The organism is Anaeropeptidivorans aminofermentans, from assembly GCF_940670685.1.
GTDB classification, from domain to species: Bacteria; Bacillota; Clostridia; order Lachnospirales; family UBA5962; genus Anaeropeptidivorans; species Anaeropeptidivorans aminofermentans.
Genome location: NZ_OW711693.1, coordinates 731391 through 754039 on the forward strand (window position 1 = coordinate 731391; position 22649 = coordinate 754039).

Genomic DNA, 22649 nt, shown 5'->3' on the forward strand with positions numbered 1-22649 from the left:
AAATTAAAAGTCAAAAGGAAGATTCATGTTTATATGTTTAACCCTGCGGCCTCATCCAAACCAAGCATAATATTCATATTTTGTACTGCTGCGCCGGAAGCCCCCTTGCCAAGGTTATCAAAGAGTGCCGTAACGATAGTTTGGTCCCCATGGCCGGAAACAATCAGCTCCAAGGAATCCTTGCCGGCCTTAGCGCTTGCATAAATTACAGGCTCGGCTCCGCCCAAGGGGGCGACTGTAACCAGGCTTTCATTTGCATAGCGCTTTGCAAGTGCTTCGTGAATACGCCCTGCACTATAGCCAGGAAGCATTACAGTGGTTGCCATGCCTTTATAGAAATCGCCAAGAATAGGTACAAAAAGAGGCGGAGCAGAAAGTCCGCAGATATACTGCATTTCCGGCAGGTGCTTATGATTAAGCCCCAAGCTGTAAATACGGTGGGATTCATGCCGCAAATCGCGGTTTTCGTCTTCGTATTCTTCGATTAGCTTCTTACCGCCGCCGGAATACCCCGTCAGGGAATAACAGGTGAAAGGAAAATCAATAGAGATAATACCATCTTGTATAAGGGGATAAACCGCCGCAATGAAGCCTGAGGCATGGCAGCCAGGATTCGCTACACGATTGGAATTAGCAATTGCCTCACGATGCTTTGGGGAAAGCTCGGGAAAGCCGAAATCCCAGCCTGCCGCCGTTCTATGAGCCGTAGATGCATCAATGACACGGATGTTTGGGTTTTCAATCATAGAGACAGCCTCAATAGCTGCTTCATCAGGCAAGCATAAGAAAACAATATCCGCCGAATTAATCAGTTCGGAACGCTTTACCCTGTCCTTTCGTTTAGCCTCTTCGATGCATAAAAGCGTTAAATCAGAACGCTTACCCAGTCTTTCATAAATTTGAAGACCGGTTGTGCCTTCCTTTCCGTCTATGTAAATTTTAGGCTTCATCATGAGACTCCACCTCGCTTTTGATAAAAGCTTCAATGACATTAATCTGACGCTCTACTTCTTTAGGCGCCGGCCCGCCAAGCACTTTGCGCTCTTGAACACAGGTGTTTAAATCCAGCGCATCATATATATCAGGACCAAAGGATTCAGAAATTGCCCTAAAATCCTCAAGGGTTAAGCTTTCCAGTGTTTTATCCGACTTGATGCATTCATTTACAAGACTTCCGACGATTTTATAAGCATCTCGGAAGGGCATGCCCTTTTTCGTCAGATAATCGGCACAGTCTGTTGCATTAAGGAAGCCCTTGGCCGCCGCCTTACGCATATTATCTTTACAAAGCGAAATGGTTGAGAACATGGGAATAAACACTTCAAGGCACTGTTTAACAGTGTCGATGGCGTCGAAAACAGCTTCCTTATCCTCCTGCATATCCTTGTTATACGCAAGAGGGAGACCTTTCAGCATACTTAGCATTGTGGTAAGGGAACCATAAACACGGCCGGTTTTACCACGGATAAGCTCACATACATCGGGGTTTTTCTTCTGGGGCATAATCGACGAGCCGGTGGAGTAGGCATCGTCCAGCTCAATAAATTTAAACTCCCAGGAGCACCAGGAAATAATTTCTTCAGACAGTCGGGAAAGATGCATCATGAGAATGGATAAATCCGAACACAGCTCTACACAGTAATCGCGGTCAGAAACCCCGTCCAGTGAGTTGTCGGTTAAACGCTGAAAACCCAGCTGTTCCCGTACAAAATCACGGTCAATGGGATAGGTGGTAGAAGCCAGTGCACCGGAGCCAAGAGGCATATCATCCATACGCTTGAGACAATCCGTAAGACGGCTTACGTCACGTTTAAGCATATTAGCGTAAGCCATCATATAGTGTGCAAATGTTGTTGGCTGGGCACGCTGCAGATGGGTATAGCCGGGCATTACCGTTTCCAGGTTCTCACGAGACTTTTTACAAAGAGCCGTCATAAATTTAAGAATCAGGCTGATGATTTCATTAATTTCCTTCTTAACGTATAAACGCATATCCAGTGCAACCTGGTCATTTCTGCTGCGGCCCGTATGTAAGCGTTTGCCTGTATCTCCAATGCGCTCAGTCAGCAGCTGTTCAATATTCATATGGATATCTTCATAATCCGGGGAAAACTCAATTTTACCCCCTTCAATATCAGATAGGATTGCCTTAAGACCTTCAACGATTTTCTCTGCCTCATGCCCCTCGATAATGCCCTGTTTACCGAGCATATTTGCATGGGCGATTGAACCGGCGATATCTTCTTTATATAAACGACAGTCAAAGCGAATCGAAGAATTAAAATCGTTTACTACCAGATCAATTTCCTTTTGAAAGCGTCCGGCCCATAATTTTGCCATAATATACCCCCTCTCAATAATGGATAGGATACGGTAGAAGCTTATGTCCGTACCCTATCAAAGTTTATCTTATTTTTCTACTCCCGGAAAACTCAGCCCTTTTTGCTTTTGAAGCGCCTGATTGTTTAAGGCACGTACCTTGATCGGCAGGCCGAACAGATTAATGAAGCCTTCGGAATCCCCATGATTAAAAGCGTCCGATTCGTCAAAGGTTGCCATAGCTTCGGAGAACAAAGAATAGGGTGAAGTTACCGACGCCGGAATGATATTACCTTTATAGAGCTTAAGCTTTACATCGCCGGTTACAGTTTCCTGGGTAGAATCCACAAAGGCACTCATGGCTTTTCTGAGGGGGGTGTACCATTGGCCGTTGTAAACCAGCTCGGCGAATTTAAGGGCAAGCTGCTGCTTATAGTGGGTTGTTTCACGGTCAAGGGTAATTTCTTCAAGTTTCTGGTGTGCGGCATACAGTACCGCGCCGCCGGGGGTTTCATATACACCGCGGCTTTTCATACCCACCAGACGGTTTTCTACAATATCCAATATGCCGCAGCCATTGGCGCCCCCCAGCTCATTGAGCTTTAAAATCAAAGAAACCGAGTCCATCTCTACGCCGTCAATAGCAGTGGGAACGCCCTTTTCAAAATGAATCGTCACATAAGTTGGCTTATCCGGCGCCTGCTCAGGAGAAACACACATCTCAAGGAAGCCTTCTTTATTAAGAGGCGCCTCATTTGCCGGATCTTCCAAATCCAGCCCCTCATGGGACAAATGCCACAAGTTTTTATCCTTGGAATAATTTGTTTCACGGTTTATTTTAAGGGGAATATTATGTTTAATTGCGTAGTCAATTTCTTTATCCCGGGAATTCAGCTCCCAGAAACGCCATGGCGCAATAATATCCATATGAGGTGCAAAATGCTTAATGGCAAGCTCAAAACGAACCTGATCATTGCCCTTGCCGGTGCAGCCATGACAAATCGCATCGGCGCCTTCCTTAAGGGCAATTTCTACAATGCGCTTTGCAGTAATGGGGCGCGCAAAAGAAGTTCCCAAGAGATACTGCTCATAGGTTGCTCCCGCTTTCATCGTGGGGATAATATAATCGTCTACAAATTCCTGGGTGATGTCTTCAATATAGAGCTTAGATGCGCCTGTACTAAGGGCTCTTTCTTCAAGGCCTTCCAGTTCATCCGCCTGACCAACGTTTGCAGAAACGGCAATAACTTCGCAGCCATAGTTTTCTTTCAGCCAGGGAATTAGCACAGAAGTGTCCAAACCGCCGGAATATGCCAATACGACCTTGTTGTATTTCTTATTTTTCATTTTTTTCAACCCTCCAAAATTATTTTGATTTTTGTGATATCCATAATTATAAAGATTCATTTTTATAAACGCAATAAGAAATGTATAAATATTTAATATTTGTGAATATTTATACATAAGGCAATTAAAAAATCTGATATTATATGGATAAAAATACATCTTGCACCAAATATACAATCATTTGACTTTAAAATTTTTCCAAATCACAGGCTTATAATTTTAAGTGCTTAGTATATAAGTAAAGGTGCTCTTAGTATTTAATATGCTTGAAATATATTTGGAGGGAGTTTTCAGAGTTACAAGTAAAACAATAGATGAACTTGGCTTCTTTATTTTAGAAAAGGGAATCTGGACTGAAGGGATATTAAAATGGGATTTGATAATGATGGAAATAGTTTTCTCCTGTCATCAATTACAGATAATAAAATGATATTTGAAAAGAAATAGTTTTATTGAAATCAGTATAGAAAGAAGCGTCTTAGTTTCTAAAATTTTAAATTATTGCAGGATAAAGGTACAGATATAATAAACGCAAGTTTTATAATTGAAATTATGATAGATATTTGCTTTAAAAATACATCGTGTATAAGCAGTATAATAATAAGAATAAGCCGAACTTTGATTTATAGAGGCATTAAAACATGCTTATAATAACAGGGATTTCCTTGCTAAACTGGGCCTGTATTTTTTCTGCAATCAGAAAAGACCATGGTGAAGCTTTTGCTTTAATATCCTAAAGTACCTTTTTTATTGAAACAGCGGGTTAATTTATAGGAGAAGAGTACAATAAACAGAAAATAAGCTTGAAATTGTTCCATCTTATTTATATACTATTTAATCAGAGGTACCATAGTTTCAGTATCTTACGATAAATATTTAAGTATTTGAAGCGGGGAAAATTCATGGCCTTAACAGTAAGTGAAGCCTTAAAGCTGCCAAGTTTAAACGAAGCTTTGGTTGTTGCAGGGAAAAAAGGCTTGAGCAGAAGAATAAGTTCTGTAACGGTAATAGAATATTCTGAAAATAGCGATTTGCAAAAACAGCTTTTAATAAAGGGCAAATTAGGCGAAGAACTTGCAATAACCTGTTTTGCCGCTATCAGAAACAGCATAGAAGACCAATGTGCATGTATCAGGCTTTTAAATTCCATTGGCCAGTCTGGCCTGTTGATATATTATATTGGTTTGGTAGTGCCGAAGCTTGATGAAAGCCTTATTATAACTGCGGATGAATTGGATTTTCCGCTTATTGTTATGCCGGAAAACCGCTCGGATTTCCGTTATTCTGAGGTAATCTATGATGTAATCAGAACCTTGGAAGAAAAACGAAAGAAACAAATATATATCGTAAGCGATGTTCTTGAGAACATCTCTTCTCTGAAGAAGGAACAGCGTATCAGTGACAATGTTCTTAGAATAATAAGCAATAGAATACAATGTTCCTTGGCTCTTTTAACTAAAAATTTTGACGGCGTATACGCTTATGCCTCTTGGCCCATGTCTGCATCTGCCCTTATCGTAAAAATACAAAATGCCTATAAAGAAAAAAGCTTAAAAATCGGAGAGAATGAAGTTTATAATATAAATGGGCAAAACATATATACCATCACAGAGCGGGTTTCTTTTAAGTCTGTGGATTTTCAATATATTATGATTTCTTCCATGCATGGACCGGTTAATTATAATATTATGGAGCAAATCAATGATATTTTGAAAATATATAACAGCATATGGGGTAAATCCAGCACAAGCTCGGGAGATTATGAAATTATAAATGCTATTCTTTCAAACGAAGTTTTAAAATTAAGACAGCTGGAAGAAATACTTACAATCGATGTTTCACAGATGAAAAATATGTGGGTAGTGAATTTCTCAGAGCACATTAGTAAAAAAGAAATTGACAGCTTAACAGAAAACATAGTGAAGTTTTTAAATATCTATAAGTTTAAATATATATGCAGCGAGTATATGGAAAAGATTGTTATATTCTTTGAAAGTGACAGCTTCCATACGGAATTAAATAATTTTGCTGAAATGCTTATAAAGGATTTTCAAAATGTAAATAAAGTTCCCATTATACTATTTACATCAGAAGTAGATGGCACAAAAGATGCAAAGGAATGTTTTATGCTGCTGGAAGAAACAATTAAACCGGCTTTACTCATATATCCAAGAAAATATATACTAAACCGAAGTGAAATCATGTTTACTTATAAATGCATGAAAAAAATTGAAAGCAATGAAGAAAACGAAAACCTTACAGAAATGATAGCGTCTTTAGTAAATGAAGGGGAAGATAATTGTAATACTCTGATAGAGACTCTGGCTGTATTTCTGTTAGATGCATCACAAAACATGTCCCAAACGGCAAAACAATTATTTGTTCATTTGAACACAGTAAAATACCGAATCAATAAGGCGTCGGCTGCCCTTAAATTTCAGATAGGAAAGATGCCGGAAACCTTTGATTTATATACGGAGCTGGCGATTTTGAGATTGCTTGGAAAGAGCTAGTTTAACATGCTTTAAATACAGTAAATAAGCTTAAAGGCATGCTTTATAGCTTAAAAACGCTGTGTTCTTTGTCCAATTTGACAAAGAACACGGCGTTTTTTTATTTATGTAAATATTTACTTTTACCGCTATAAAAAGTTACTATAGTGGTGCATTGAAATTATATCATCATTTTATTAAAACAATATTGTTTTATTATTGTATGTACAAATGGAAAGAGGCGTTTATATGCTAATCAAAGAAATTATAGCTCTTTACGATGTATTGGACAGCAGTTTTGTAGACGGAGAAAAAGTAGCGGCATATTTAAAAAACATCAGGGCAGATGCTGATATTTTGACTTATCCTCTGCATGGTCCAAAGGGAAAAACAGATATGATAAAAATACGCATTCCGGGGATAAACGGAAAATCAAAAGGCGGAAATGCTCCTACCATAGGGCTTTTAGGCCGCCTTGGAGGCCTTGGAGCAAGACCTGAGCTTACAGGCTTTGTATCTGACGGCGACGGCGCTCTGGTTGCACTTGCAATTGCCGCAAAGCTTTTAGATATGAACAACAAGGGAGACTTTTTAAAAGGCGATGTAATAGTTTCAACCCATATCTGCCCCGATGCCCCGACAAGGCCTCATAAGCCTGTTCCTTTTATGGATTCTCCCGTGGAGATGGCTCAGGTAAATAAAGAAGAAGTCGATGACGGGCTGGATGCAATATTATCTGTGGACACAACAAAGGGTAACAGAATTATAAACCACAGAGGCTTTGCCATATCTCCTACCGTAAAAGACGGGTATATTTTAAGGGTAAGCGATGATTTGCTTGATATTATGCAGACAACAACGGGATTAATGCCGAAGGTATTTGCCATTACGACACAGGATATTACCCCCTATGGCAATGATGTATATCATTTAAACAGCATTATGCAGCCATGTACTGCCACAGCTGCGCCTGTAGTCGGTGTTGCAATAACAACTGAGACCGCCGTAGCAGGCTGTGCAACAGGTGCAACACATTTTACGGACCTTGAAGAAAGCGCAAGATTTATGCTGGAGGTTGCAAAAGCCTACGGAGAGGGCAAATGCCGTTTTTATGACGAAAAAGAGTATGAACATCTGAATACGCTTTATGGTTCCATGGCTTATTTAAAGACCATGGGAAAATAGATTCAATCGGTTAGAACTCAATATTTGCTATAAGCAATTATTTTATAAGAAGAGGTGCAAAAATGAAAAGAAAAAGTATAAATACCTTATCTATGATTCTGGTAGGGCTGCTTTCCTTTGGGCTTTTGTCAGGCTGTGGGGGAAATTCTGCTGCAGCGCCTTCCGATGCTTCACCGGCAAAGACCGAAGAAAAATCTGATACGCTTGTAATTGCAATGGAAAATGAGCCGCCAAATCTTTCAGGCGCCGAACACAACTCCCAGACAGCAGCATATTTTAATGATTTAACTTACAGTACGCTGTTTAGAAACGGCGTAGATTTAGCCCCCCATCCGAATCTGGTTGAATCCTACGAAGCCATCAGCGATTCAGAATGGACATTTACCCTAAAGCAGGGCATTAAATTCCATAACGGAGAAGAGCTTACAACAGCGGACGTTAAGGCAACTTTGGATTATATTAAAACCTGCGCTGAAACGGAACAGTATTCAAAATCCATAGGTTCTGTGGAGATTGTAGATGAGTATACATTTAAAATATATACAGACGGCCCCCAGGCAACATTACTTGGGGACTTAGCATACCATTCAGCAGTGATACTGCCAAAGTCTTTGATTGAAAGCGGTCATGATTTCAAAAAAGAGCCTGTTGGCTGCGGCCCATATAAATTTGTAGAATGGATATTCGGCGAAAAGCTTACTTTTGAAAAGTTTGACGATTATTTTGACAAAGAGCATATGCCTTCTATTAAAAATTTAGAAGTTAGAATAATTCCTGAAGGCTCCACAAGATCAATTGCCCTGGAAACAGGAGAAGCAGATTTCATCGTAGAAGTTCCTGCTACAGAAATTGAAAAGCTTAGAGGCAATGAAAACATCGTTGTCCTTGAAAACAGCAGCACAATGTATAATTATCTTGTATTAAATACTGAAAAAGAGCCTTTTAATAACCCTGAAATAAGAAGAGCGATTAATATGGCTATTGATAAAGAGGCTGTCGTAATGGTTGCAGACAATGGCTTCGGCGATATTTCTATAGGCCAGGCGCCAATGGGCATGCTGGGCTCAACTGAGAATAAAGCCGATACATATAATCTTGAAAAAGCCAAGGAAATATTTGCGGCAGAAGGCGTAGATCCTTCTACGATTGAGTTTTCTATTATCTGCTCCAACGACACAAGAAAAAGGGCAGCGGAAGTTATCCAATCCAATTTAGCGGAATTAGGTATAAACGTTGCAGTAGAAAGCATGGATTTAGCTACTTACTTCAGCGTGACATCAGAAGGTAATTTTACGGCTTGTATATCTAACTGGATGACGAGCGATATGATTCTTTTCTTAAAAGGAGCGCTGTTTTCAGAATCCATTAACGGTTCTAACAGAGCAAGATACAATAATCCTGAATTTGATGCGCTGTTAAGGGAAGCCATGGTTACACTGGATGTTTCAGAAAGGGAAAAAATACTCACTTCTGCCATAGAAGTGCTTAATGAAACCACGGCACAAATTCCTCTTTACCAAAACAAAATGTTCAGAGCCCATAAGAAGGATTTAGAAGGTGTAGTAGTATCCCCTGCAGGAACCATGTTCTTTGAGGACGTAAGCTGGAAATAAATAGGTCAATGAGATTATCTGCTAATACACTGTCTCAATAAAATAGATATTCAAAATACCCCCTGTTGATAGGATTAAACTACAAGAGGGGGTAAAATTATGCGGGATTATATAAAAACATAAAGGAATTTGAAGAAAACAAAGTCTTTAAAAAGCTTAGGGTAGAATCATTGTAAAATGGGGAAAAGATTGGCTATAATAAGGAGGAAAGTTTAAAAATCTTTTGAAGGGCTGTTCAGGGAGCAAAAAAATTCAGAACACATTCCTAAAACCAAGGGGTATCCTAAAAAGGGCTCTCCTCAAAGTAATAGCTGAATTTTAAAAAAATAAGCGCTTAAATATAGAAAATAGCTTGTTATAAGAATCTTTAAAATCAACGAAAGAATCCTATTACACATATCTATAGACTTATAATACAAGCATTAATTGTGATAAAAATGGGCCTTGGAAGCTTTTAATTTGACATTATATTTAGTAAATAGTATAATTTAAAAAAATTTAATATAAAGTAAAACAAGTTTAAGATAGTAATAAAAACCTATTTTTTATAAATGGCCTAAATATATTAAAATGCTATATTTAAACCATGCATAATTAATAAACTTAAAAAGAAGTTTGTTAATTATAAGGGAACGTTCACCTGAAAATGCCTTACAGTGAGGCTGTAAAAGTATTTTTAGGTTCATAAAGTAAAATATACGGTTTTTATTCCTGTAATTAATTTGTTTTACTATAAGTATAAAGATTTTGCGTAAGTATTTTACGCAGGAAGTCGGGTTAGATTCCCGCACAGGAACGCTGCTGTAATAACGGAGTGCACCCTCACAGGTAAAAGCCGGTCACTGAACATTGTTTGGGAAGACGAGGGTCCATGCTGATGTTGAGTCAGAATACATCTTTATGACTAAATTATAAGGCCTTTCGGATTCAAAGGTGCTGATTATGATTGCTATGCTCATTTATGGTATAGCAGCTGCTGTTGTAACCACATCCGGCTTTAGGCTGGGTGTGGTTTTTTGCAATAAATAGATTAATATTCTAAATAAAGTCAATTAGAGGGGGATTAGCGATGAAAAAAATTGCCATGATGAATTGTCTGAAGTCAAACAGAGTGTGTACCGGTGCGGCCTGCCTGAACGCATTTAACGCCCGTACAGTAGGATTTGAACGATACCGTGATGAGGAATTGGAGCTGGTTGCGCTTATGTGGTGCAATGGATGCGATGCTGAAGCAGATGAAGACAGCGGCATGATTGAGAAGCTTGAACGGTTGCAGAGTATCGGAACCCAGGTTTTACATATTGGCAAATGTACGAAAAATAAAGCAGGGGAGGAGTGCCCCATTATTAGTAAAGCGGCAGATATCCTTGAACGGCAGGGAATTCAAATTGTTCGCGGAACGCATTAAATATAAAGATTTAAATAGGGATAGGTTGGGTATTTCTAAATCTTTCTTTATAGCGAATATTTGTGTTGTACCGAGTATGGTGCAGTATAGACATTCGCTTTTTTTCCGTTGTAAAAAGTATTTTGCATAAAACTTTATGCAGTAAATTTCTCATAAAGAAGTGCAGTTCATTTGCTTTTATACTGAAGGGAATAAAGCCAAACAAGATTAAGGCAATATTAAAAACCTATTTTTCATGAACGGCTTAAATATATAAAAACACTATATTTAAACCATTCAGAATATATAGTCTTTATTTCAGCTTGATTTTAAATTTACTATATACCCATAAAAACAGATGCTGGATTATTCCTTTTTCTTATGAAAAGCTGAAGGAACAAATCGATAAGCTTCTTTTTTATCCATTTTCGTAATATACCTTGTGGCTATTTTTTCACCGCAGTTGGGGCAAAAGATTGCCCCGTGATAAAGGGAAAAGTCAATAGTACCTTCAATGATTCTGTCGTTATACATTTTTACAAAATTACTTTCCCCAACCTTTTGGTATTTAGCGATATAGTGTTTGCAGTAAGCACAGCTTACAATAAGGACATGGCTTCCTCTTATTTTTTTGCAATTTGGATTTTTATATATTTTCATAGCTCTCCATTCTCCATATATTTTATTTTTGAAGGCAAGAGGAAAGTTGAAAAATAACGATGCTTTTAATAAATGAATGCTTTTTAGAAAGAAATCCACGATAAACCCATGAATCGTTTGTCTATCGCTAAAAATAGGTTTTTGGCGTGGTCCCCATAGGAAAGTATCCAAAGTTCTTTTGAAACTTTGGATACTTTTGCATTTTATCCGAAATAAATTCGGACAAAATACAAAAAGCCCGCGGCGCTGAAACCTAAAAAATTAATATGCTTTTTTCACCAGTTTGTTTTGGAAAGAAATCCTTTAGCATGACGATTTTATAGGCTGTCTAGTTTATCTACGAATATTTTATATACAAGGATGGGGCGGCCCTTTGTAGTTGACTGCCTTTGCTCAACCACTTCTGCAAGTCCGCAATTTTTTAAGGACGATAGAAAACGGTTGGCGCTTCTTTGGGTTATGGCGAGTTTATGACTCATTTCCTCTGATGTAATTTTATGGCCTTCCATGGTTTTGGCAACGGAAAATACCTTCTGTATTGTAAGGGTGGAAAGCCCTGAAATCTTGGAAAGCTTTTTAACCGGCTCTGATATATTTCGTGAAATCACAAAAGGCTGCAGCCCCTTTAAGGAGAAAATCAGTTCATCTTTTTCATTTATCAGGCAGCTTGAGGAGCTTAAAGACAAAGAGGCTTCTCTATTGGCATCTACTGCGTTAATTCTTGCCTGATATAAGGTAGCGCCGATGCCATAGCCTATGTGTACGTCAAAATCTAACTTTGATTTTAAAAATGCTTGCAGCTTGCATATGCTAAAGCCATCGGTTATGGTTTCAACGGTTTTTCTGTTGGTAAGAATTTCGCAGCCCAGATATTCCTTCTGTACTAAATAGTCAATCTGCATTACGTTGCTAAAGCGGTTTACAGCCCTGAGCAATGCTTTTTGTCTTTTTTCCATATCCTCCGCATCTTTTTCAATTGCAGGATTTACAAGGATTGCCGAGGGTTGATTTTCCCGAAGGTTCTTAATTGTTACTTCCTGTGCTGTTGCAAGGCATACATATTCTACATAAGAAAGGCTTGGATATGCAAAATAAATAGGAAGATTCGAATCCTGCAATTGATGCATAATACTGCTGAAACGCGTAATAGAAACATCGATTTCGCCGTTTTTCCATAGTTCAAGATGCTTTCGGGCATATTCTTCTTCCGCATTTAAAAGCTGGTCCAGGCTCATTTTTTCTATTTCATTTGCTATAAAAATAGAGATATCAGACTTCCTTTTTCCCAGCAGGTATTCATATATATTAATTTTTCCTATATCCAGAAGATCCGCATAAATACGGTTCATCTCTATATTTCTATTATGATATAAAATCTGTAAAAACAGTTTATAAAGCCCTGCATCGTCATTATTAAAAGGACGAATTATTTTTTCGCTTTCAGGAAAGCTGTGGTTAATAACTTGCGCAGGAAAGGAGCCGCTGGTTACGATTCCTTGAACCCTTTCAGGTATAGATTTATAGATTTCAGGAATGTCCTTAAAGGTGTTATATGAATATATCGTGTATTTGCCGTCCCAATTAATTTCTTTCATGGAATCATTTACAAAGTCTTTCAAGAAATCTGTCGCAATTATTGCCAGCTCAGGCTGCATCTTTATTCACCCTCTGTTTATAGTCTTTTATATTTTAACACACAAACAATTAAATTTATAGATATAAGAGATAGTAGATTGACTAAGCAATAAAAAATACCGAGAACGATTACCTGAATTTCTATATGCCTTGTACTATTCATTTCTTAAAGTGACATGTTTAGAAAAAGGAGCTTAGCGTTACAAATTAGTCTCTTTGATATAAGTGTTACTTATTATCCTTCTGTATAAAAGAGAAAAAAATAATAATTTGGTTTAATAAAGAAATCATAGAAAAGCATCGTTTTGATAGAAGATGCCATTAAATATTAAAACTATTTGTAAAATATGCCATAAAATAAGAAAAAATAATACGAAATTATATAAATATAATATATAGGATTGAGCAAGCTATTTAATGGCTCATAAATACGGCTTGCCGCCCCATGGAGGCCTTGGTCTTGGCCTTGAACGCTTTACAGCAAAGCTTCTTGGCTTTCAAAACGTGCGCTATGCAACAATGTTTCCCAGAGATATTAATCGCTTAGAACCCTAATAGAAATAACTTCTTAGAAAAAGACACAAGCGTAAACTTGTAAATCACAGGATAGACGTTTTCATGGGTTTGCCGTGACCAAAATAAAGTTTTGGCGATACACTAGGGCGCGTCTGAAAGGGCCAAAGCCTATAGTAAATTTCTTATAAGAAAGTAATAAAAAACGATTCACTACGGGATTCATCGTTACCAAACAAAAAACAAGTTTAATAACCATAAGAAATCGCGAACTTAAAAAAGATTTGCAGGCTTACGCCTGCATTCTTTTCCAAGTTCGCGTATAGACAATTTCATTTTAAACAGTAAGGCAGAATAAATTTCACCAAATCATTCATTCAAATAAAATGAAATTGTTTTGTTCCTATTTAAACTGCGGATTATTATAATATAAAAACACGGATTTCCTTCGGAAACATAGTGAAATTGCCTTTATAGTAAATTTCACTGAAGGATGTAATAAAAATCTATTTTTTATAAACGGATTAAACATATAAAGTCCCTATGTTTAATCCATTCATAGCCAACAAAGATTAAAATATCTTTGTTGGCTATAAGGGGACGTTTGCCTGAAAACACTTTAACAGTTTCCCAGCAAGTGTTTCCAGGTTCACTAAGCATAAAATATACGATTTTTATTACTGTTTAATTTAAAATTTACTATATACCGTAATAGATATAAGCCTTTCAATATATATAATCAAATAAAGGCAGTTTCACAAAGGCGCTTTATTATATTTCTTCTATAGTTAAAGAGTTTAATTACAGTAATAAAAATCGTATATTTTGAATGGCTTAATATAAGTGTTTCTATTATATTAAGCCGTTTATGAAAAATAGATTTTTGTTACTTCCTGAAGGATATTTTACTCTAAAACGCATTTTTGAATCCTCGCGGATATACGGCTTTGTTACTGGTTAACTTTATAATTTACTATAATCAATTTTACTATAAAAGCTTGGCTTCATCGTTGAAAGCCCTCAAAATATGGCCTGCAGTTTTGACTCATGGCGTAAAATTTAGACTCAATATTTTTGCATAAAGCAGAAATGCAAAGGTATGCTATTTCTGCGGTTTTCCCATCAAATTGATTAAAGCACGAGCTGCTAAAATTAAAATATTTTTCAGTATTTTTTTGTGCCTTTGTTGAGCATAAAGCTTTTTTAAGTTTGATAGCTATAAAAGACGGTACCGCAAATTAAATTTTGCAGCACCGTCTTTTTAGCGAAAGACCTCTATTTACATATTCTTTTCATAATGGCTGACACGCTCTTCAAAGCTTACTTCACGAAGCACCTCATGAAGCATCCAAATATAGCCAAAGGGATCCGCAAACATGGAATTTTTCACTCCGTGGGTTTCTATTTCCATAATGGGCTGAATTTCTATACAGCCGGCTTCAAGGGCCTTTGCGTAAGTCTCTGCTATGCAAGGGACGACTACATTATACCAAATACTCTTCGGATCTCCCGGCTTAGGAGCGAACATTTGATATTCAGCATTTTCATCAAGCATATGAAAACGAGCGCCGTATATCGAAAATACCGCCTCATTATGGCCCTTTGGAAAGCTTGTAACCTCGAATCTCTGAACCTCGAAGATGCTTTCGTATAGCCTGAGTGCTTCTAAACTATCAGGTACAATCATATCAATTTCAACGCCTACCATATATTCACTCCTTTACATACTATTTCATATTGAATTAAGTATAACATACTTAAAAGATAAATAATCATGTTTTAAAATAATAAATATAGATTTTACTTATATTTAAAACTTCCCGTCTCCTCTGTAAAAAGAAGACGGGATTAAAAGATACTGCCTGAGAAAATAGGATAGATATACATAAAAGCCTGCCGTGCTGAGACAGAATCCTTCAGATTGCTCTCCGGTTAGATTTTATTGCTCTGCTATTAATTGCCGGTTTTTCTTACTACGATTAGTATGTCATTTTCATAGATAACGGTTTCAGAAGAGATATTTTCTACGAGCTTATCATTTCTGATGATACCAAGCACATTAATACCGCTGGAATTCCTAAGGTCTAATTGGCTGAGAGATTTTCCAATCCATATTTTTTTTGCTGAAACCTGTTCTATATTGAATATATCAGATTCATGAATATAGGTTAAAGGGTCGTTAAACATTAAAGCGTTTGCCAAACGTTCGCCCATTACCACCTCAGGTAAAATTACATAATCGGCTCCGATTTTTTCAAGCACTTTTTTATGCCTTTCGTCGGAAGCTTTAGCGATTACATAAGGCACCTTATACTCTTTTAATTTCATAACGGCAAGAACTGCGTCTTCAAAATTTTTACTGAAGGAAATAACAACCACATCAAAATTTCCAATGCCAATGCTTTCAAGAAAATCGTCATCGGTTACGTCTGCCTGAATTACATGCTCGACGGTGCTTGACAGTTCCTGAATTCTTTTACCGTTAATATCACAACAGAAAACATTTCTATTGTTTAGTATAAGCTCACTAACAATACTGCTGCCAAATTTCCCCAAGCCAAATACGGCAATTTGACTTTTATTATTTAAAGCTTTAGATATATTTTTTCTTTTCATAATTGCCACCTATCCAATTAAAACTTCTGTTTCTGCAAGAGTTATGGCGTTATTTTTTTTCGTCCAGGAAAGAGAATAAATAGCCGTTATAGGCCCTATTCTTCCGATAAACATTGCTATGACGATGATTGCTTTGCCTGTTGTAGTTAAAAAAGGCGTTATTCCCGTAGTGAGGCCTACTGTCGCAAGCGCAGAAGCACATTCATACAGAATGTCTGCAAATGTGTGAGTAAAAGCGATAGATTCCTCCGTAACCGATAAGAGGATTGAAAAGCTGATAAGCAAAGTACACATAATGCCTGCAATGGCCAAGGCCTTCTGAAGAACCTTTAAGGGAATAGAGCGGTTCATAATCTGTATGCCGTCTCTGCCTTTTATGATTGACCATATACTGAAAAATATAACTGCTACAGTAACTGTTTTTATGCCGCCGGCAATGCTTCCGGGAGAACCGCCGATAATCATAAGAATTGACGATATAAATTTTGACGATTCTTTTAAACCATGCTGGTTTATAGAGCTGAAACCGGCAGTTCTTAACGTTACTGATTGAAATAAGGAAGCCAAAGCCTTATGGCCTGTGGAAAAGCTGCCTATTGTATTCAGGTTATGATACTCAATAATAAAGAAATAAAGAGCACCTGATATAATTAAAAAAGCGGTTGTGTATAAGGCAAGCCTTGAAGTCACATGAAGCCGATGCCTTCGGTTTTTAATAAAAACCCATATATCCTGCCAGACAAAAAAACCGATGCCTCCGGTTATAATAAGAATCATCAAAACAGCATTGATATAAATACTGCCGGAGTATCGCTCTAAGCTGTCAATTCCTATAACATCAAAGCCGGCGTTGCAAAAGGCAGATATTGCATGAAAAACACCGTAATAAATCGATTTCAAAAATCCAAGCCTTTCAATAAAAAAGAAATGCAGAGAAAGGAGGAGGGCACCTGCGCCTTCAAATAAAAGGGTTCCTGATATTACAATTTTAGTTAGCTTTACCATGCCGCCCATATGATTTTGATTAAGAGAGTTCTGAATCAGGATTCTATCTTTAAAACCTATTTTTCTCCCTGTAATAACAAGGATAAAACCGGTTATTGTTATCATTCCCAGTCCGCCTATTTGAATGAGCGCTAATATTACAATCTGGCCGAAAAGGCTCCAGTAATCTGCTGTAGGCACAACAACTAAGCCGGTTACGCATACGGCTGATGTAGCGGTAAAAATGTAATCAAAAAACGGGAGCGCCTTTTCCCCTTCTGCTCTTGAAAGGGGAAAAGATAAAAGCACTCCGCCTATAAAAATAATCAATATATAACTGATAAATATGATACGCATAGGCGTAATTATTTTTTCTATTCTTATGGCCGATTTATTTTGTCTCATTTCGCATACCTTTGGGCTACATTTCTTCTATTTTCAGCACGTTTTAGCTTTTTATTGAGCCTTATATATTCCGTATCGCTAATGCCGCCTTTTTCCAATTTGGCCTTTGTAGTGTTGTAAGCTTCAATAGTACGTTCCAAATCAATATCTTCCGCCCATTCAAGGGTTGTCAGAACTACGGTGACTTCTTCATCAATTATAGAAATAAATCCTTCGGTGCATGCGGCAAACCTGTCTTCTTCCTCTATTCTTATACAAAGCTCACCATAGTTGATTATACCTAAATAATTTGAATGCTTGCCGGAGATACCGATGTCCCCTGTTGATGTTCTTATTCTAAAAAAGGAGGCAGGCCCTTTATAGACAAAAGCGTCGGGGCAAAAAATGCTTATATTAAACATTCTTATTCCTCCTTAAAGAGTTTTTGCCTTTTCCACAGCTTCTTCGATATTCCCAACAAATAAAAATGCTTCCTCTGGCAAATCATCGTATTTTCCGGATACGATTCCGGCAAATCCTGCTATGGTTTCTTCAATAGGAACGTATCTTCCGCTCATTCCCGTAAACTGCTCGGCACTGAAAAATGGCTGTGACAGAAATCTTTGTATTTTTCTTGCTCTGTTAACGGTCACTTTATCTTCATCCGTAAGCTCTTCTATACCCATGATAGAAATAATATCTCTTAACTGCATATAGCGCTCAAGAATCTGCTTCACGTTTTTTGCAGTATGATAATGCTCATTGCCGATAATTTTAGGTACTAAAGCACGGCTTCCTGATTCAAGAGGGTCAACGGCAGGGAATATACCCATAGAAGATACTTCACGGCTTAAAACCGTCGTTGTATCCAGATGCACGAATGTTGTTGCAGGGGCAGGGTCTGTTAAATCATCTGCCGGAACGTATATTGCCTGAACACTGGTGATGGAGCCTTGATGGGTAGATGTAATTCTATCCTGCAATACACCCATTTCAGTGGAAAGGGTAGGCTGATATCCAACAGCCGACGGCATACGTCCGAGAAGAGCGGATACCTCTGAGCCTGCCTGAGAAAATCTGAAGATATTATCTATAAAAAGAAGAACGTCTTTGTTTTCTTCATCTCTAAAATGCTCAGCCATTGTTAAAGCCGATAAGGCAACTCGCATTCTTGCTCCCGGCGGCTCATTCATCTGGCCATAAACCAAGGCAGTATTTTTAATTACGCCGCTTTCATTCATTTCTCTATATAGGTCGTTTCCTTCTCTCGTTCTTTCGCCTACCCCTGCGAAAACGGAGATTCCGTTATGCTGCTTCGCAATATTATTGATAAGCTCCATAATGAGAACTGTTTTTCCAACGCCGGCTCCGCCGAACAATCCTATTTTTCCGCCCTTAATATAGGGGGAAAGAAGGTCAATTACCTTAATGCCTGTTTCAAGAACCTGCGTTTCCGAGGCAAGTTCGTCGTATTTTGGCGGTAATTTATGTATGACGCTGCGTTTTTCAGGATTTTCTACTTCTCCAAGGCCGTCGGTAGTTTCTCCCAATACGTTAAATATTCTGCCTAAGGTTTGCTCTCCCACAGGAACCGTAATAGGGGAGCCTGTATCGACTACTTTAAGGCCTCTTTTAAGACCGGTTAATTCATTCATGGATATACAGCGAACTACACCGTTTCCTAAATGCCCGGAAACCTCTATTATGACCTTTCTGTCCTCAAGCTCAATTTCAAGCGCATTCAGAAGACTGGGTAAGTTAGCGTTATCCTTAAAACTAACATCAATTACCGGTCCGATGATTTGTTCAATATATCCTACATTATTCATCATTATTACTATTGCCTCCTCTGCTTCTCGAAGCGCCAACAATTTCAGAAAGCTCCTGGGTGATTTCTTCCTGTCTCACTCTATTATAGTATAGCTTTAATTTCTCAATTAATTCTTCGGAATTTTTATTTGCCGTATCCATAGCCATTTTTCTTGCCGCTGTTTCAGAAGCATAGGCCTGCGTGATTGCCCCGTAAAGCAGCCCGAATATAAATTGAGGCACGAGGGATTCCAAAACGGCCTCTATAGACGGCTCATATAAAACCGAGATTAACTCCCCAGGCTCTGCCTGGCTAACTAATCGGTTTGCAATGGGCATAACTTTTATATTGGTTGCAGTCTGCTGAAGAATGGTATCAAATTGAGTATAAATAATAATTAACTCGTCCCAAATGCCTTCTCTATACTGTTTTGCGAAAATATCCGCCATAAATTTTATATCTTTAATAGTGAGACGGCCGACAGAACCGGTTAATTCTTCTTCGGGGCAAACAAATTTAAAATTTCTCTTTTTAACAAATTCTCTTGCTTTTTTTCCTATGGGATAATATAAAACATCCTTATCTTTGCTTACGCTCCTTGCTTCTTTCCAAAGATTGCTGTGATAGCCGCCGGCAAAGCCCCTGTCGGCACCGATTAAAACGATACAAGTTTTCTTTATGTCCCGGGTTTTTATGTAAACATGATTGCTGTTTTTTACATAATCGGACATATCCGTAAGGTTTTTAAAAACAATAGAAAAATATTCTTCGGAACGCTGCATTTTTTCCATAGCGGAAGCTATTTGAGAACTTGCGGTAAGCTCCATTGCCTTTGTTGCCTTTCTAAGGCTGTTGATGCCTTTCATTCGGCGCTTTAGCGCCGTAAGAGATGTGCTTGACATACACTACACCTCTTTCGCTTTTTGTAAAAATTGTTCCGTAAATTTTTCGACGGATTTTCTTAATTCCTCTACAGTGTCATTGGAAAAATCGTCTTGCCTGAGCTTTAATATTATGTTTTGGCCTTTGATTTTCATATATTCATAAAGCTCTGCTTCATAGGAATGAATAAGGTTTAAAGGCACATCTTTTAAAAATCCGTTTAGTAAGGCAAAGAATATCATAATCTGATTTTCCAAAGCAATCGGGTCATGCTCGTCCTGTTTCAGTATTTCTACAATACGTTCACCTACGGCAAGACGCTTACGGGTATTTTCATCCAGATCGCTTCCGAATTCGGCAAAGTCTTTCAGCTCCAGATACTGGCTGTATAAAAGCTTCAAGCTGCCGGAAACCTTCTTCATTGCCTTTGTCTGGGCGGAACCGCCTACACGGCTTACAGAAATTCCAGGGTTTATGGCAGGCAGGATACCGGAGTTAAAAAGCTCGCTTTCTAAGAATATCTGTCCGTCTGTGATTGAAATGACGTTTGTAGGAATATAGGCGCTTATATTTCCAGCCTGGGTTTCAATAATGGGCAGTGCTGTAAGCGTACCGCCGCCTGATTCCTCTGAAAGGCAGGCTGCTCTTTCAAGGAGCCTTGAATGAAGATAGAAAACATCTCCGGGATAAGCCTCACGTCCAGGCGGACGGCTTAAAAGCAGAGATAAGGTACGGTATGCAACGGCGTGCTGTGTGAGATTGTCATAAACAATAAGAGCGTTTTTACCTTGCTCCATAAAAAATTCCGCCATACTGCAAGCTGCAAAGGGTGCAATATACTGCATGGAAGCAGAATCGGAGGCGGGGGCGGAAACTACGATTGTGTAGTCCATGGCGCCGCTTTTTTGAAGAATCTCTACAACCTCTACAGTTGCCTTTTGCTTTTGCCCTATCATTACATATACACAAAAAACATCTTTGCCCTTTTGATTAATAATGGTATCAAGGGCGATGCTTGTTTTTCCTGTTTGCCTGTCTCCTATAATAAGCTCACGCTGCCCCAAGCCTATAGGAATCATAGAATCTATGGGTTTGATGCCTGTTTCAAGAGGCACGCTTACGCTTTTTCTTTCAATTATTCCTTTAGCGGAGCGTTCTATCTGATAAAACTCGCCTGCTTCTATTTCACCCTGTCCGTCAATAGGTTCTCCCAGGGCATTAACTACCCGGCCAAGCAGATTGTAACCGACGGGAACGGATACGGTTTTATTTGTTCTTACGGCTTTGTCGCCTTCTTTAATACTTGCGTCGCTGAAAAACAATATTGCGAGAACAAGGCTTTTTTCAAGGTTCATTGCCATTCCGAAGCCTTTGCCGGGGAACTCTATTAATTCATAAATCAGGCAGTCTTCAAGGCCGTATATTTGGGCAATACCGTCGCTGACTTTAACGACGGTTCCCGTCTCCTCAACTTTGGAACCATATTCAGACAACTCTAATTTTGCTTTAATATCTTTTGTCAGCTGACTAATGTCAAAGCTCATAGTACACCTCACAATCTACATTATGCTTTTTTTAATTTCATTAAGCTTGGCTTTTAAACTGCCGTCTATTTCATATTTGTCAAGCTTGATTATTATTCCGCCGAGAAGTGAAGAATCTACTTCACAAACCAAATCAACTTTCTTATGAGTTAAAACTTCAAGCTTATTTTTAATCGTTTCTTTTTCGCTTTCTTCAAGAGGGAAGGCGGAGATAATATTGATTGTAAGGCTATGATGAATTTTATCATATTCCTTTATAAACCCTTGATATACTTTGTCAAAAGAGCCTAATAAGCTGTCGTTTATAGGCTCTAGAAAGCCGCTGATGCTTTCATTGGATTTATATAGTTTATAGAGCTCATCCATTTGTTCTTTTAAGTTTTGATCTTCTTTTTGTTTAAAAGCCATGTGAAATAAGGCTTCGCCGTAATGACTTTCAAAATTATTCATGGTTTAACTCCAATTCGTTTACAAAATTTGAAACTATATCCTTATGTAATTCGATGTTTACCTCACGCTCAATTACTTTTTCCGCTATTGAAACAGCTACTTCTGCAACATTTTCCTGCATTTCTTTATACATTTGCTTACGTTTCATTTCTAAGTCTTTCAGGGTTTCTTTCCTTATTTTATCAGCGTCTGCCCTGCTTTCATTAATAATAGCGGAGCCTTTAATTTTGGCCTCTTCCTGAGCCTCTTTAATAATAATATCTTTTTCTGCCTGAATATTATTAATTTTATTTTTATATTCTTCTTTTAATTTGTTGCTTTCGCTTAATGATAAATCTGCTTTTTCGTATATGCCTGTAACTTCACTTTCTCTTTTAGCGATAATTTTATTAACAGGTCCGAAAAGGAATTTTCTTAAAATAATATACATTATAAAAATATTTGCAACAGATATAATCATTGTCGGAAAACTAATAGATATAAAATCCAAAAATGTACCCATTTATAAACCTCTTTTCAAATTTATGGCGAAATTTATAATGCACCTATAAACGGATTTACAAACATCAGTATCAAGGCAACGATAAATCCATAAATACCTGTAGTTTCCGCAATGGCACAGCCGAGAAGCATTGTACTCGTAACGTCTCCTTTTGTTTCCGGCTGGCGGCCTATTGCTTCACAGGCCTTACCTACTGCATATCCTTCACCGATACCCGGGCCGACACCGGCAATCATGGCTATACCTGCACCTAATGCGGAACAACCCATTACAAAAGCTAAATCGCTCATCATAAAACCTCCAGAAAATTATAATTATTTTATTGT

At 38.0% G+C, this 22649-nt stretch carries 20 protein-coding genes and 1 pseudogene; 6 read left to right on the forward strand and 15 right to left on the reverse strand.

Going from position 1 to position 22649, the window contains the following annotated elements; translation table 11 throughout:
* Window positions 1–29 precede the first annotated feature (29 nt).
* From argC to NBX03_RS02895, 3 genes are all read right to left on the reverse strand, one after another.
* Window positions 30–953, reverse strand: a complete 924-nt coding sequence (gene argC / locus NBX03_RS02885; RefSeq protein ID WP_250229277.1) for an N-acetyl-gamma-glutamyl-phosphate reductase — start codon at window positions 951–953, stop codon at window positions 30–32.
* Entirely contained in the window at window positions 940–2340 is a 1401-nt protein-coding gene (gene argH, locus NBX03_RS02890; RefSeq protein WP_250229278.1) for an argininosuccinate lyase, read from the reverse strand. Before argH ends, argC begins: the two co-directional genes overlap by 14 nt.
* Before the next feature lie 69 nt (window positions 2341–2409).
* Window positions 2410–3666 (reverse strand): argininosuccinate synthase, encoded by a 1257-nt coding sequence (locus NBX03_RS02895; protein ID WP_250229279.1) that lies wholly within the window; start codon window positions 3664–3666, stop codon window positions 2410–2412.
* Window positions 3667–3928: 262 nt separating this feature from the next.
* Between NBX03_RS02895 and NBX03_RS02900 the strand changes: the two genes are divergently transcribed.
* The 5 genes from NBX03_RS02900 (at window position 3929) to NBX03_RS02920 (ending at window position 10364) form a co-directional block, all read left to right on the forward strand.
* The gene (locus tag NBX03_RS02900) at window positions 3929–4096 is read left to right on the forward strand and encodes a hypothetical protein (protein WP_250229280.1); all 168 of its coding nucleotides are present in this window, start codon (window positions 3929–3931) and stop codon (window positions 4094–4096) included.
* Window positions 4097–4568: 472 nt separating this feature from the next.
* On the forward strand, window positions 4569–6179 hold the full coding sequence (locus tag NBX03_RS02905; protein WP_250229281.1) for a PucR family transcriptional regulator: 1611 nt from the start codon (window positions 4569–4571) through the stop codon (window positions 6177–6179).
* Between the two features lie 228 nt (window positions 6180–6407).
* Complete coding sequence (locus NBX03_RS02910; RefSeq protein WP_250229282.1) at window positions 6408–7343, forward strand: DUF1177 domain-containing protein; 936 nt, start codon at window positions 6408–6410, stop codon at window positions 7341–7343.
* Window positions 7344–7405: 62 nt separating this feature from the next.
* On the forward strand, window positions 7406–8956 hold the full coding sequence (locus tag NBX03_RS02915) for an ABC transporter substrate-binding protein (protein WP_250229283.1): 1551 nt from the start codon (window positions 7406–7408) through the stop codon (window positions 8954–8956).
* A gap of 1069 nt (window positions 8957–10025) precedes the next feature.
* Entirely contained in the window at window positions 10026–10364 is a 339-nt protein-coding gene (locus NBX03_RS02920; RefSeq protein WP_250229284.1) for a CGGC domain-containing protein, read from the forward strand.
* Window positions 10365–10709: 345 nt separating this feature from the next.
* Here the strand turns inward: NBX03_RS02920 and NBX03_RS02925 are convergent, their stop codons facing one another.
* Complete coding sequence (locus NBX03_RS02925; protein ID WP_250229285.1) at window positions 10710–11003, reverse strand: hypothetical protein; 294 nt, start codon at window positions 11001–11003, stop codon at window positions 10710–10712.
* 317 nt (window positions 11004–11320) lie between these two features.
* A complete protein-coding gene (locus NBX03_RS02930; RefSeq protein ID WP_250229286.1) occupies window positions 11321–12658 on the reverse strand; it encodes a hypothetical protein in 1338 nt (445 codons plus the stop codon).
* A gap of 385 nt (window positions 12659–13043) precedes the next feature.
* Between NBX03_RS02930 and NBX03_RS02935 the strand changes: the two are divergent.
* Window positions 13044–13193 (forward strand): annotated as a pseudogene (locus NBX03_RS02935) (amino acid--tRNA ligase-related protein); the annotation flags it as partial.
* A 1237-nt stretch (window positions 13194–14430) separates the two neighbouring features.
* Here the strand turns inward: NBX03_RS02935 and NBX03_RS02940 are convergent.
* The 10 genes from NBX03_RS02940 to atpE all read right to left on the reverse strand — a co-directional run bounded on the left by NBX03_RS02940 (window position 14431) and on the right by atpE (window position 22616).
* Window positions 14431–14859 (reverse strand): VOC family protein, encoded by a 429-nt coding sequence (locus NBX03_RS02940; RefSeq protein ID WP_250229287.1) that lies wholly within the window; start codon window positions 14857–14859, stop codon window positions 14431–14433.
* Window positions 14860–15104: 245 nt separating this feature from the next.
* Complete coding sequence (locus NBX03_RS02945; RefSeq protein ID WP_250229288.1) at window positions 15105–15767, reverse strand: potassium channel family protein; 663 nt, start codon at window positions 15765–15767, stop codon at window positions 15105–15107.
* A gap of 9 nt (window positions 15768–15776) precedes the next feature.
* A complete protein-coding gene (locus NBX03_RS02950; RefSeq protein WP_250229289.1) occupies window positions 15777–17156 on the reverse strand; it encodes a TrkH family potassium uptake protein in 1380 nt (459 codons plus the stop codon).
* Window positions 17153–17557: a F0F1 ATP synthase subunit epsilon gene (locus tag NBX03_RS02955; protein ID WP_250229290.1), complete on the reverse strand. Its 405-nt coding sequence runs from the start codon at window positions 17555–17557 to the stop codon at window positions 17153–17155. The genes NBX03_RS02950 and NBX03_RS02955 overlap by 4 nt, the downstream gene beginning before the upstream one ends.
* Window positions 17558–17569: 12 nt before the next feature.
* The gene (atpD, locus tag NBX03_RS02960) at window positions 17570–18967 is read right to left on the reverse strand and encodes a F0F1 ATP synthase subunit beta (RefSeq protein WP_330638448.1); all 1398 of its coding nucleotides are present in this window, start codon (window positions 18965–18967) and stop codon (window positions 17570–17572) included.
* The gene (atpG, locus tag NBX03_RS02965; RefSeq protein WP_250229291.1) at window positions 18957–19847 is read right to left on the reverse strand and encodes an ATP synthase F1 subunit gamma; all 891 of its coding nucleotides are present in this window, start codon (window positions 19845–19847) and stop codon (window positions 18957–18959) included. Before atpG ends, atpD begins: the two co-directional genes overlap by 11 nt.
* 3 nt (window positions 19848–19850) lie before the next feature.
* Window positions 19851–21371 carry a F0F1 ATP synthase subunit alpha gene (gene atpA, locus NBX03_RS02970; protein WP_250229292.1) on the reverse strand — a complete coding sequence of 507 codons (1521 nt, stop codon included), beginning with the start codon at window positions 21369–21371 and terminating at the stop codon, window positions 19851–19853.
* Window positions 21372–21386: 15 nt separating this feature from the next.
* Window positions 21387–21821, reverse strand: a complete 435-nt coding sequence (gene atpH, locus NBX03_RS02975) for an ATP synthase F1 subunit delta (protein ID WP_250229293.1) — start codon at window positions 21819–21821, stop codon at window positions 21387–21389.
* A complete protein-coding gene (gene atpF, locus NBX03_RS02980) occupies window positions 21814–22311 on the reverse strand; it encodes a F0F1 ATP synthase subunit B (RefSeq protein ID WP_250229294.1) in 498 nt (165 codons plus the stop codon). Before atpF ends, atpH begins: the two co-directional genes overlap by 8 nt.
* A gap of 44 nt (window positions 22312–22355) precedes the next feature.
* Window positions 22356–22616, reverse strand: coding sequence for an ATP synthase F0 subunit C (gene atpE, locus NBX03_RS02985; RefSeq protein WP_250229295.1), 261 nt, complete (start codon window positions 22614–22616; stop codon window positions 22356–22358).
* Between the last annotated feature and the right edge of the window lie 33 nt (window positions 22617–22649).